This window comes from Paractinoplanes polyasparticus, from assembly GCF_019710575.1.
GTDB lineage: Bacteria > Actinomycetota > Actinomycetes > Mycobacteriales > Micromonosporaceae > Actinoplanes > Actinoplanes polyasparticus.
Window position 1 is genome coordinate 308,688 of record NZ_JAHWFK010000034.1, and the last position, 10,957, is coordinate 319,644.

Consider the following 10,957-nt stretch of genomic DNA (forward strand, 5'->3'; position numbering starts at 1 on the left):
GGGCTCAAGCTGAGCGGAGGTCCTCGGGCCGGGCGGCGTTGTCGCGGATGTACTCACTGGGCGTCATGCCGTAGCGACGCTTGAAGAGCCGGGTCAGGTGACTGCCGTCGGTGAACTGCCAGTAAGCCGCGACCTCGGAGACACTGCGACGGCCGACGGCCAGGGCCGCACGCGCCTCGTCCAGACGGCGGTCGCGGATGTGTGCGGTCAGCGACTGGCCTTCGGCCGCGAAAGCCCTTTGCAGCGTACGGACGGAGACGCCCAACTCGCGGGCCAGCAACGCCGACGACAGTCCGGGCTCGGTGAGCAGGCGGTCGGCGAGTTCACGGGCAGCTCGGGCGAGCACGGGCGCCAGCGCCGAGTCGGTGGCGCTGACGGTGCGTGCGACCACCGCCCGGGTCAGTTCGAGGAGCGTGGAGCGGACGGCCTCGATCCCCGCCGGTCCCAGCTCGGGCACCGTCTCGTGAACCGCCCGTGCATGGGCCACCAGCAGCCGGATCTCGGCCGCACCGAGGTCGCCGGTGACCGTGCGGTCGCGCAACTGGGGGCCCAGCACGGCAGCGGGCAGGACGAAGACCTGGGCTGACGAGTGCGGGGGCGTGGCGTAGTGCACCAGGCGCCCGACGTGCCGCAGGGCGAACCGCCCGGCCGGGATGGTCAGCTCCGTGTCGCCCCGGGTGCCGCCGAGGGCCCAAACGCCGCGGTGCACGAGCCACAGGCGAACATGATCCTCGTACAGGGCCTTCGTGGTGGCCGTGCGGACCGGGGTGGCGGTCTCGGCACTGGTGAAGGCCACGTCACCGACCCGGGTGGCGCGGAACTTCAGGTCGAAACGAGCCGTCGAGTCGGCGCTGAAGGCGGGCATCGGGAAGCTGTCGCCGGTCAGGGTGCTCCACCGACGCTCGACGTCGGCAAACTTCTCGCGGTCGCCGCATGCTTTCAGCAGCCAGGCGCCCGCTGTAGTGCCACTCATCGCGTTCTCCGGTTGCGCCTCGAAGCTGTCGCCGATGTCCCGGCCGGTGACGCCCACATCCAAGACCGGCGCGGGCCGGTCCTTCTAGGCTCCGACATCGTGAACATCCAGAGTAACGGCCGGGTAGCTGTCATCACAGGCGCCGGCGGAGGGCTCGGCGCCCCGATCGCTCACCGGTTCGCCGCCGACGGCTACACCACGGTGTTTCTCGGCCGGACCGAGCAGACTCTGCGCAGCGCCGTGGCTGACGGCCCGACCGGCGCCGCCATGCACCCGTGGCCCGGCGACGTGTCCGAACCGGAGGGCATCGCCGCGGAACTGGACGCGGTCGCCGAGCGTTTCGGCCGGCTCGACGTGCTGGTCAACTGCGCGGGGCTGGCCCTGCCCGGCACGGTCGAAAACCTCGGCGAGGCCGGCTACCGGGCCATGATGAGCGTCAACGTCGACGGGGTCTACTTCGCTTCTCGCGCTGCCCTGCCGCACCTGCGGGCCGTCCGCGGCAACATCGTCAACATCGGCTCTATCAGCGGCATCCGGGCCGACTGGCAGCAGGCCGCCTATGACGCCTCCAAGGGCGCGGTGACCAACCTGACCAATGCCATGGCCCTCGACCACGGCCACGAAATCCGGGTCAATGCCGTCCATCCCGGCACCACGTTCAGCAGCGACTTCATCCGGACGGTGCTGGCTGAGGGCACCCCTCTGCGGGCCCGCTTCGACGACCGCGTGCCAATGGCCCGGCCCGGCGACCCAGCCGAGGTGGCCGCCGTCGTGGCTTTCCTCGCCGGTCCCGAGGCGAGCTACGTCAACGGCGCCCAAGTGCCGGTCGACGGCGGTCTCACCGCCTCCAACGGGCAGGCCGATCCAACCCGTTGACCAGCCGGGAGGGGCGGACATGGCTTGGAGCACCCACGAGCTGGCCGAGCTGGCCGGCACGACGGTCAACACCGTCCGGTACTACCACCGGGTCGGCCTGCTCGAGGAGCCCGAGCGCCGGCCGAACGGGTACAAGCAGTACGGCGTCCGGCATCTCACCTGCCTGCTGCGGATCCGGCGAGTCGTGGAGCTGGGGGTGCCGGTCTCGCGGATCGGTGAACTGCAGGGGGACGGACGGCTCGCCGCGGAGGTGCTGAAGCAGGTCGACGTCGCCTTGGCGGCCGAGATCGAGCGTCTGCGGCAGAGCCGGTCGGCCATCGCCACCATCCTGCGGGCCGGGGCTCCGGTCGACGTCCCGGTGGGCTTCGAGTCGGTGGCGTCCCGCCTGTCCGCGCACGACACCGCGATCCTGCACGTCTGCGGCCAGATGCTCGATGAGGACGCGATGAAGGACCTGCGCCGGATGGCCGAGGCCGGCGCCGACCCGGTCAGCCGGGAGATCGAGGCGCTTCCGGCCGACGCCGACGAACCGGCCCGGCGGCGTCTGGCTGAGCAGTTGGCGCCGATCCTCGCCCAGCACCTCGTCGACTACCCCTGGCTCACCGATCCGGCGGCCCACCTGACCCGGAGCCGAGACACGGCCCGGCAGACGCTGATCGACGCCGTGGCCGAGTTCTACAACCCGGCCCAGCTCGACGTGCTGAGCCGGACCGGCATCCTCGCCGGTCTCTTGTACGGCGACGGCGAGGACAGAGCCTGACCGGCCGCGCCTACACCATGGCGTTGCCGTTGGCCGACACGTCGGCGACGACCAAGTCGTGAACCACGTCCCGGTGCTCCACGATGTGGCCGTTCTCGAGCCGGAAAATGTCGACGATGGCCACTGGATTCGGGGCCCAGCCGTGGAAGATCCTGGGTGAAGATCTGATCGCCCTCGTTGAGGGCGCACGCGTTGCCCGCCGACGACGTAGACACGTTGATCCGGCCGCCGACCGGCTCGCCACTTTCTACGCCGACAACCTGTGACACTCGCCTCGCCGTCGGAGTGAGCCGCGTCTGCGGCTCAAGTGCTCAGGCCAGGTCGTCCATGGCGAGGAGGCCCGTCAGGCAGAGGAAGGCCGCGCCGGTGCCGGGGTCGACCCGTCGTTGCGTATGGGCTGGAATGCCGGTCGTACTGAGGCGGCGACCGACGCTGAGGTAGCCGAGCCCCTATGATCAGCTCGATCAGCAGATAGGTGGCGCCGAGCAGGGCCAGGTTGAAGCTCGCGCCCGGCGCCGTCGTGTCGGTGACCTGGGGCAGCATGCGGCGAACAGCAGCAGGGCCTTGGGGCTGCTGATCGCCACCGCGAACTCGCGGGTGAGGATCGACCGAAGACCGCCACTAGGGTCCGCCGTTGACTCGGTGTCCGGGTCGGCCGGGCGCAGGCCGGATACGCCCAGCCGGGCCAGATGGACCACGCTGATCCACTTGATCGCCTCGAGCGCGGTGCCGGATGTGTTGAGGATGGCACCGAGCCCGGCCGCGACGAGTCCGATGAGGATGATGAAGGAGGCGAGTCGCCCGGCCACCCCGGCTATCGCCCGCGTGGTGCCGTAGCGGACCGCGTTGCTGAGCCCGAGCAGCTGGTTGGTCCCCGGGATCAGGGAGATCAGCAAGGCGGCGCCGATGAATCCGGCCCAGTCAGTCATTGCGCGTTCTTCCCAGCAGAAGTACGTCAACACCCGGCCAGCCGATCATGCGTTCCCACCGCCGGGTCAAATGTCACGCACCCGCCACATCCATCGATTTCTCACGGAACTGCTGGGCAATGGCCTTGTTCATCACGCGTTTGGTGATCGGGTTGCGGAGCAGGTTCAGGGTGATGGTTCGAGTCGTCCGGTCCCGCCGGGTCCGGGGCACGAACATCACCAGGTCCTTGTGGGCTGCTGTCTGCACCGTGCCGATAAAGGGTCGCAGCTTCTGCTCCCACTCCCGCAGCGCCCGGGCCGGGGCGCCGGGGTTGCGCTGCAGCGTGGTTCCCAACAGGTCCGCGCCCGCGAGCGCGCTGCTGGCGCCCATGCCGGAATAGAGAGTCAGGGACCAAGCGGAATCGCCGAGCAGGACTACCCGGTCGGTGTGCCAGGACGGCATCTTGACCTGGTAGGCGGCGTCGAAGAGCACGTCGTCGGCCGCTTCGAACTGCTGCACCAGGTCCTCAAGTACCGGCCCGAGAGGCTCGGGGCCGAAGGCCCTCCGGATCGACTCGGCCGAGGGCCGCCCGAACTCGGCCTCCTCGTCAGTGGTGCGGTAATTGAACAGCACGCCCGGCTGGTGGTTGGCAAAGGCGAAGACCCAGGCCGACCGCCCGGGTTCAGCCAGGACGAAGCCGTCGCCGGCGCTGAACCCGGCCACCGGGCGCCGCAGGATGGTCGCGCCGATCATGTGGTGGAACGGCCGGAGGAATTCCTCGTCCGGGCCGAAGTGCAGGCGCCGCACCGTGGACCGCAGGCCGTCCGCGCCGACCACCAGGTCGAACCGTTCGGACACCTCGGTCTTTCCGGTCCCGGTCGTGGTGCTGAGGGCCACGTCCACGCCGTCGGCATGCTCGATGAGGCCGACCGGCGTAGTCGCGTAGCGGATCTCGGCCCACGGCACGACCGCATCGAACAACGACGATTCAATGTCGCCCCGCAGGACAAGCCGGGGCGCGCCCGGCAGGTCGCCGTGACCCATCCCGGGGCGCCGCCGCCCGGACCGGTCGATGTCGTAGTTGCGGGTGTCGTCACCGAGGCGGTTGCCGATGGCGTCCAGAATGCCGAGTCGCTCCGCCGCAGCCCGGCCCGTGCCGAACAGGGCGATGAAGTAGCCAGGAGACCGGCGTTCGGCGGCCCGTTCCACCATCACGGTCTCCCAGCCGATGTCATGCAGGCGAAGAGCCGTGGCCAACCCCCCGATCCCCGTGCCGACGATGAGAGCGCGGTATGTCGTCATGTCTGTTCCTCTACAAGCGAGACCAGTTAATGACCAGAACATAGCATGAGTCAAAAATACGCTTGGATAGCATGTCCTGAGCCAACGGAAGAGGTTGCGAGGTGGCGCGTCCGACGCAGGACCGGACCGAGGTCATCCTGACGCGGCCCGGGCGCAGTTCCGCGAGAACGGCGCCGAACACGCCACGGTCGACGACATCGCGGCCCGGGCCGGTGTGGGCAAAGGGACGGTCTTCCTTTATTGGCCGTCGAAGGCGCGGCTGTACGAGGCGGTCCTCGGGCTCGAGGTGGCCAGGACGCTCGCCTCCCTGGCCTCGGGACTGCGGCGGAACGAGCTGCGGCTGGGCCTGGGAACCATCGCCCGGCACGAGATCGCCGCCAGCCTCGACCACCCGTCGATGGCGCCGCTGCTGGTCAACCAGTTGACGGCCGCTCCCACACTCGCCACCGCCCCGAGGCGGGCGCTCCGCCGGATCATCCAGGTCTTACGGTCGTACGACCTGGTCGGGGATCTCCATGCCGACAACGTCATCGCCGGCATGGAGGTGGCCATGACGGGCGCGCTGGTGCGGGGCTCGGCGAGCCGCAGGAGCGAGAGACGATCCTGACGGCGCTGGAGCACCTCGAGTCGTCCGGTTACGACCGGCCGGGCGCCGCCGCCCGAAGCGCCGCGGTCCCCGAGGCGCTCGAGGCCTTGGAGGACGCTGTCGACATGCTCGTCGACGCCGCCGCGCCCGACCGCCCCACGATGACCCGGCTACGGCCGCACGAACGACCGGCCCCGGCTTGACCGTGTGGCATGAACACGGTTTTTCATGGATCAGCGCGGTCGATGAGCTTGCTACGACCCGGGAGGACTGAGATCTCCCGGACCCTCGGCCCAGCCCGGCCGCTGACCATCTCGGCCCCGGAAGGACATCGTCCATGACCCAGGCATCGCTGCTCACGCTCGACCGCTACCTCATCACGACCGACCGCGTGGTGGCCGGCCAGGCAGCCTTGGAAGAGCTGCTGGACCTGTTCGATCCGGATGCCGTGGTGCAGCTCGACGACATCCCGATCCGCGGTGCGCGGGCCATCCGGGAGTTGTACGAGGGGTTCGTCGCCTTCCACGCCGCGACCACGCATTACTGGAACAGCACGGTCCTGCCCGACGGCCGGGAACGGATGGAGTGGGTGTGTGCGGCCCGCACGGCCGACGGCGCGGTCATCACCATCGCCGGCATCGAGCACGCGACCATCGGATCGGACGGCCGCATGGTCGAGCTGCGCAACGCCTTCACCCGCCGACCGGGCTGAACGAGGCGTCGCGGCCGAAAGGGCCAGCGCAGGAAACGCTCGGACTGGACAAGCATCGCCATGACGTAGCCTGCCCGGCCGGTCAGGGCGCGGAAGGCCTCCGGTTCGATCGCACTCCATCACGGATGGCCAACATGGTCGGCCATCACAGCTGCCGGGCGATGACGGCCATCGTCATCAACAGTGTTGTCGTCGCGACCGCCGTCACGCCGGGCAGGAAGGCACCGGACCGCAGTTTTCCCCATCGACAGTCTTGACCTTGTTCCGGCAACACACTGTTGGCTCTTCGTCAGCGCTGCTCGCTCGCCGACGGAGGAGAGACCATGAACGTCAGACGATGGCTTGTCGTCGCAGGTGTGACAGCGATACTGGCCGGTGTCACCGGCAGCGCCTCAGCGGCGACCACTCCCCGCCCGGATCGCACCAGCAGCGCGGAGAGCCGCAAGGTGGACGCGGTGCCGACACCCAGGCTGGACTGGTCGGCCTGTTTCGAGGGCGCCGAATGCGCCACCGTGGAGCTGCCGCTCGACTACGACCAGCCGCGCGGCGCCACCGTCGACCTCGCCGTCCTGCGGGTCAAGGCCCGGGATCAGGCCAACCGGATCGGTAGCCTGTTCCTCAACCCGGGCGGCCCCGGCGTCTCGGCCACCCAGATCGCGCGCCTCGCGCCCGCATTCATGAGCGACGAGTTGCTCGACCGGTTCGACATCGTCGGCCTGGACCCGCGTGGCGTCGGCTCCAGCCGGCCCGTGCGATGTTTCTCGTCGGCCGAGCAGCAGGCGCCGGTCCTACGCGACCTGGGCGAGCTGTTCCCGGTCACCAAGGCCGAGAAGCAGGCGTTCGTCCGGGGCTCCCAGCGGTACGGCCAGGCGTGCTCGACCACCGGCCGGCCCCTGGCCGCGGCGATGTCCACCGCCGAGCTGGCCCGCGATCACGACGTGCTGCGCCGCGCAGTCGGCGACGAGAAACTCACCTTCCTCGGCCTCAGCTACGGCAGCGTCCTCGGCCAGTACTACGCCAACATGTTCCCCGACCGGTTCCGCGCCCTGGTCATCGACGGCGTGCTCGACGCCCGCGGCTGGGTCGGCAACACCCGGCAGATCCTCGACGAGCGGATCAACTCCTCCGGCGGCGCGTCCCGGGCCCTGTTCGAGATCCTGCGGCGCTGCGACCGGGCCGGCGAGACGGCCTGCGCCTTCGCGGCGGGCAACCCGGTGCGCAACTTCGACACCATCACCCGCCGGCTCAAGGCCAAGCCCCTGGTGATCGGGGACCGCACGATCACGTACGCGAGCTTCATCACCGACGTCCACCTGGCCATGTATCTGCCGACCGCGGGCGAACAGGTCACCACCCTCGCGGCAGAGATCCGGGCCGCCCTCGACGGTGACACGGCGGCCCTGGCGCGGCGGCTCGCGGCGGCCGCCGACCCACCGTACGACAACAGCCTGGAGGCGGCCTCCGGCGTCCTCTGCACCGACGGCCGGTTCCCGGCCCGAGCCGAGCAGTGGCCGGCTGCCGTGGCCGCCCGCGAGAGGACTGCCCCCTACTTCGGCGGTAGCGAGCTGGTCTGGAAAGACACTGTGTGTGCCAGCAACACGTGGACAGCGCGGGACGAGGACGCGTACACCGGCCCGTTCAACCGGCACACCGCGGCACCCGTGCTGGTGGTGGGCAGCTTCTGGGACCCGTCGACCAACTACGCCGGCGCCGTGTCGACGAGCCGGCTGATGCCGAACTCGCGGCTGCTGTCCAGCAACAACTGGGGCCACACCGCATACGCACGCGGCGCCTGCGCGACCGCCTGGATCGACGCCTACCTGCTGACCGGCACGCCGCCGCCCGGGAACACGGTGTGCGCCGACGCCCCGCAGCCGTTCACGGGAGAGGCGCCGACGTTCGCCGAGGGCCGGGGCATGCACCTGCTTGCTCCGACCAACCGGCCATACGCACCCGTTGCCGAAGGCGAGGGCTCGCGCGACAAAGCTCATGGGTAACCGGCATTCACCCCATCCCCCGAGACGGTCTGCAGGGCACCCCCGAATGCGGCCGACGGACGAGACCGACTGATGGAGGCGTGAAGATGATCTCGACCTGTGATGGTCGGCAGCTCGAGGTGGTGGTGACCGGACTGGCCGACGGCGTGCCGCTGGTCTTCCATCACGGCACGCCGGGATCGGCTCGGCCGCTTCGCTATATGGAGCGGGCCGCGCACGAGCGTGGCCTGCGGTTTGTGACGTTCTCCCGGGCCGGCTACGGCGCCTCGACCCGAGCCCCGGGCCGGTCCGTGGTGGACGCGGTCACCGACGTCCGGGACGTGCTCGACCACCTCGGCGCCGCGCGCTGCCTGGTCGCGGGCTGGTCCGGGGGCGGTCCGCATGCCCTTGCGACGGCTGCGCGCCTGCCCGAGCGGGTCGCGGGGGCGCTGGTGATCGCCGGGGCCGCGCCGTACGACGCCGACGGCCTGAACTTTCTGGCCGGCATGGGCGAGGACAACGTCACGGAGTTCACCGCGGCCGCGCAGGGCGAGCAGGCGCTGCGCCCCTACCTGGAGAAGGAGGCCGAGGGGATGCGCGACACCGACGCGGCGGGCCTGATCGCGGGGTTGTCGAGCCTGCAACCGCCGGTGGATCGCGCAGTGCTGACCGACGAGTTCGGCGTGGACCTGACGGCCACCATCGCGCAGGCGTTGCGGCTGAGCGTCGACGGCTGGCTCGACGACGATCTCGCCTTCACCAAGGACTGGGGCTTCGACCTGGCCGAGATCACCGTGCCGGTCCACCTGTGGCAAGGCAGCGAGGACCTGATGGTGCCGTACGCCCATGGCACCTGGCTCGCCGCGCACGTGCCGGGGGTGACCGCCCACCTGGAACCGGGGCAGGGGCACCTGTCGGTGACGGTCGGCGCCTTCGGGCGCATGCTCGACGAGCTCGTCACTGCCCTCTGACCAGGCGCCGGTCGCCTGTGCGCTCCTTCCTCGGAGGTACGCCCTGAGAAAGCTCTGGCCTCAGACCCGCGCGCGGCGCCCACTGGTCACCGTTCTTCTTTGCGGCCGGGCCAGCGCGGGCGGCCAGCTCTGCAGGACGGCGTCGGTGATCAGCTCGAGTTCGTCGCGGGGGGCGCCGGCGGCGGCCTGTACCGCGACACCATTGCCGATCGTCATGACGTACCTGGTCAGCAGCGCCGGGTCGGTCTCGGCGGGCAGATCACCCTCGTCGACGGCCCGCTGAAAACGCTTCCGCAGCATGGCGCTGGTCTCGTCGCGCCAGTCGGCCAGCAACCCGCGGATGACCTGTCCGTCCTCGCCGCCGATCAGGGAGGCCCGCAGGCTGAGGCACCCGGTCGGGTATCCCGGCAGGGTGGCGCTGCGGACGGCACCGTGCAGGAAGACGGTGGCCACCCCGCGGGCGGTCGGCTCGACCACCGCCTCGGCACCGTACGACGCCGGGCCGTCGGCGTAGCGCGCCAGCGCCTTGCGGAACAGCTCTTCCTTGTTGCCGAAGGTGGCGTACATGCTCGTGCGGCTGATACCCATGGCCCCGGTCAGGTCGGGCAGGCTTGCACCCTCGTAGCCGTTCTGCCAAAACACCCGCATCGCCTTCTCGAGAGCCTCGTCGGCGTCGAAACCCCGGGGCCGGCCGACGGATGCGCTCTTCTGGATGTTCATGTGATCGAGCTTACCAATTGCGTACCGATCGATCCACAACTGCTACGTTGATTCTGCACCGACCAGTCGGTACGGAATTATCTGCTGGTCACAGCGGTTACGACGGCATCATCGAGAGCGAAGGAAGTTAGTCATGAGTGAGTTGACTGGGAAGACGGCCCTGGTCACTGGCGCCACCAGCGGCATCGGCCGGGCGACGGCGATCGCCCTGGCCGCGCGAGGCGCGAGCGTGGTGATTTCCGGGCGCAATCCCGAGCGCGGGGCCGAGGTGGTCGAGAAGATTCAGGCCGACGGCGGCACGGCCCGCTTCGTCGCCACCGACCTGGCCGACGAGGACGAGGTGCGCCGGCTGGCCCAGGAGGCCGGCGCGGTGGACGTCCTGGTCAACAGCGCCGGGGCCGGCGCCTTCGGCCCCAGCGCCAGCTTCACCACCGAGCAGTTCAACACGCTGTTCGACACCAACGTGCGTGCGATCTTCCTGCTGACTGCCGCCTTGGCGCCGAAGATGGCCGAACGCGGCGGCGGCAGCGTGATCAACATCAGCAGCGGATCCGCCGTGCTCGGCGACGAGAACAACGCGATCTACGTCGCCTCCAAGGGAGCGGTGAACGCCATCACCCGCGCCTTCGCCGCGGAGTACGGCCCGTCCAACGTACGGGTCAACGCAGTCTCTCCCGGCCCGATCTACACCAGCGTTCCCGCGATGTGGCTCGACCGGTACATCAACCTCATCCCGCTGCGCCGTGTCGGCCAGCCGGAGGATGTCGCCGAGGTGATCGCGTTTCTCGCCAGTCCCGGCGGGTCGTACATCAACGCGGCCGTCATCCCCGTGGACGGCGGCCTCACCGCGGTTGAGCCCCCGAAGCCCCCGGTGGAGACGACCGACTGAATCCAGAATGCATGACCTCAGCGGCCGGCTCGGGCAGGCACCCCGTCCGAGCCGGTGGGTCTCCCGCCGCCGCCGACCGGCGACCAGGGCGGTCACCATCGCGGCGGCCGGTAAGCGCGTCACGTCATCAGCTACCGGTCGGCGCAGAAGCGGTACGCCGACTTCCGCGCCAGTCGAAACACAAGAGAGAGCAGGTCAAGCCATGTCGGATTTCGACATCCAGGATTTCTACCGCCGCTACGTCGAAGTGATCAACGCGCACCAGTGGGACCGCGTGGGCGAG

13 protein-coding genes are annotated in these 10,957 nt (G+C 69.8%); 9 read left to right on the plus strand and 4 right to left on the minus strand.

All coding sequences use genetic code 11. The features are described from left to right. Positions 1-4: 4 nt before the first annotated feature. On the minus strand, positions 5-973 hold the full coding sequence (locus KXC43_RS31995) for a helix-turn-helix transcriptional regulator (protein WP_221379902.1): 969 nt from the start codon (positions 971-973) through the stop codon (positions 5-7). A 99-nt stretch (positions 974-1,072) separates the two neighbouring features. Between KXC43_RS31995 and budC the strand changes: the two genes are divergently transcribed. The 3 genes from budC to KXC43_RS32010 all read left to right on the plus strand — a co-directional run bounded on the left by budC (position 1,073) and on the right by KXC43_RS32010 (position 2,875). Further along, on the plus strand, positions 1,073-1,849 hold the full coding sequence (budC, locus tag KXC43_RS32000; protein WP_221379903.1) for a meso-2,3-butanediol dehydrogenase: 777 nt from the start codon (positions 1,073-1,075) through the stop codon (positions 1,847-1,849). Between the two features lie 19 nt (positions 1,850-1,868). Continuing rightward, complete coding sequence (locus KXC43_RS32005; RefSeq protein WP_221379904.1) at positions 1,869-2,609, plus strand: helix-turn-helix domain-containing protein; 741 nt, start codon at positions 1,869-1,871, stop codon at positions 2,607-2,609. A gap of 116 nt (positions 2,610-2,725) precedes the next feature. After that, complete coding sequence (locus KXC43_RS32010) at positions 2,726-2,875, plus strand: hypothetical protein (protein ID WP_221379905.1); 150 nt, start codon at positions 2,726-2,728, stop codon at positions 2,873-2,875. A 198-nt stretch (positions 2,876-3,073) separates the two neighbouring features. Here the strand turns inward: KXC43_RS32010 and KXC43_RS32015 are convergent, their stop codons facing one another. Both KXC43_RS32015 and KXC43_RS32020 read right to left on the minus strand, forming a co-directional pair. Continuing rightward, complete coding sequence (locus KXC43_RS32015; protein WP_221379906.1) at positions 3,074-3,538, minus strand: LysE family translocator; 465 nt, start codon at positions 3,536-3,538, stop codon at positions 3,074-3,076. 73 nt (positions 3,539-3,611) lie between these two features. Then, positions 3,612-4,862: an FAD-dependent monooxygenase gene (locus tag KXC43_RS32020; RefSeq protein ID WP_221379907.1), complete on the minus strand. Its 1,251-nt coding sequence runs from the start codon at positions 4,860-4,862 to the stop codon at positions 3,612-3,614. A 52-nt stretch (positions 4,863-4,914) separates the two neighbouring features. Here KXC43_RS32020 and KXC43_RS32025 point away from each other — a divergent pair, with 52 nt between their 5' ends. The 4 genes from KXC43_RS32025 (at position 4,915) to KXC43_RS32040 (ending at position 9,065) form a co-directional block, all read left to right on the plus strand. After that, the gene (locus KXC43_RS32025) at positions 4,915-5,427 is read left to right on the plus strand and encodes a TetR/AcrR family transcriptional regulator (RefSeq protein ID WP_221379908.1); all 513 of its coding nucleotides are present in this window, start codon (positions 4,915-4,917) and stop codon (positions 5,425-5,427) included. A gap of 316 nt (positions 5,428-5,743) precedes the next feature. Beyond that, positions 5,744-6,118 (plus strand): nuclear transport factor 2 family protein, encoded by a 375-nt coding sequence (locus KXC43_RS32030; RefSeq protein WP_221379909.1) that lies wholly within the window; start codon positions 5,744-5,746, stop codon positions 6,116-6,118. 323 nt (positions 6,119-6,441) lie between these two features. Next, entirely contained in the window at positions 6,442-8,115 is a 1,674-nt protein-coding gene (locus KXC43_RS32035) for an alpha/beta fold hydrolase (protein ID WP_221379910.1), read from the plus strand. Between the two features lie 86 nt (positions 8,116-8,201). Next, the gene (locus KXC43_RS32040) at positions 8,202-9,065 is read left to right on the plus strand and encodes an alpha/beta fold hydrolase (RefSeq protein WP_221379911.1); all 864 of its coding nucleotides are present in this window, start codon (positions 8,202-8,204) and stop codon (positions 9,063-9,065) included. 60 nt (positions 9,066-9,125) lie between these two features. On the opposite strand, the gene KXC43_RS32045 is transcribed toward KXC43_RS32040, so the two are convergent. Further along, positions 9,126-9,785 carry a TetR/AcrR family transcriptional regulator gene (locus tag KXC43_RS32045; protein ID WP_255645136.1) on the minus strand — a complete coding sequence of 220 codons (660 nt, stop codon included), beginning with the start codon at positions 9,783-9,785 and terminating at the stop codon, positions 9,126-9,128. A 133-nt stretch (positions 9,786-9,918) separates the two neighbouring features. Between KXC43_RS32045 and KXC43_RS32050 the strand changes: the two genes are divergently transcribed. After that, positions 9,919-10,674: an SDR family NAD(P)-dependent oxidoreductase gene (locus KXC43_RS32050; RefSeq protein WP_221379912.1), complete on the plus strand. Its 756-nt coding sequence runs from the start codon at positions 9,919-9,921 to the stop codon at positions 10,672-10,674. Between the two features lie 7 nt (positions 10,675-10,681). Further along, on the plus strand, positions 10,682-10,957 hold a 276-nt coding region (locus KXC43_RS32055), incomplete at its 3' end, for a hypothetical protein (RefSeq protein WP_221379913.1).

Coding starts and splice junctions, on each gene's coding strand:
- KXC43_RS32015 (WP_221379906.1), bottom strand. CDS start 3,538: ATGACTGACTGGGCCGGATTCATCGGCGCCGCCTTGCTGATCTCCCTG.
- KXC43_RS32010 (WP_221379905.1), top strand. CDS start 2,726: ATGGCCACTGGATTCGGGGCCCAGCCGTGGAAGATCCTGGGTGAAGAT.
- KXC43_RS32045 (WP_255645136.1), bottom strand. CDS start 9,785: ATGAACATCCAGAAGAGCGCATCCGTCGGCCGGCCCCGGGGTTTCGAC.
- KXC43_RS32040 (WP_221379911.1), top strand. CDS start 8,202: ATGATCTCGACCTGTGATGGTCGGCAGCTCGAGGTGGTGGTGACCGGA.
- KXC43_RS32005 (WP_221379904.1), top strand. CDS start 1,869: ATGGCTTGGAGCACCCACGAGCTGGCCGAGCTGGCCGGCACGACGGTC.
- KXC43_RS32020 (WP_221379907.1), bottom strand. CDS start 4,862: ATGTTCTGGTCATTAACTGGTCTCGCTTGTAGAGGAACAGACATGACG.
- KXC43_RS32050 (WP_221379912.1), top strand. CDS start 9,919: ATGAGTGAGTTGACTGGGAAGACGGCCCTGGTCACTGGCGCCACCAGC.
- KXC43_RS32035 (WP_221379910.1), top strand. CDS start 6,442: ATGAACGTCAGACGATGGCTTGTCGTCGCAGGTGTGACAGCGATACTG.
- KXC43_RS32030 (WP_221379909.1), top strand. CDS start 5,744: ATGACCCAGGCATCGCTGCTCACGCTCGACCGCTACCTCATCACGACC.
- KXC43_RS31995 (WP_221379902.1), bottom strand. CDS start 973: ATGAGTGGCACTACAGCGGGCGCCTGGCTGCTGAAAGCATGCGGCGAC.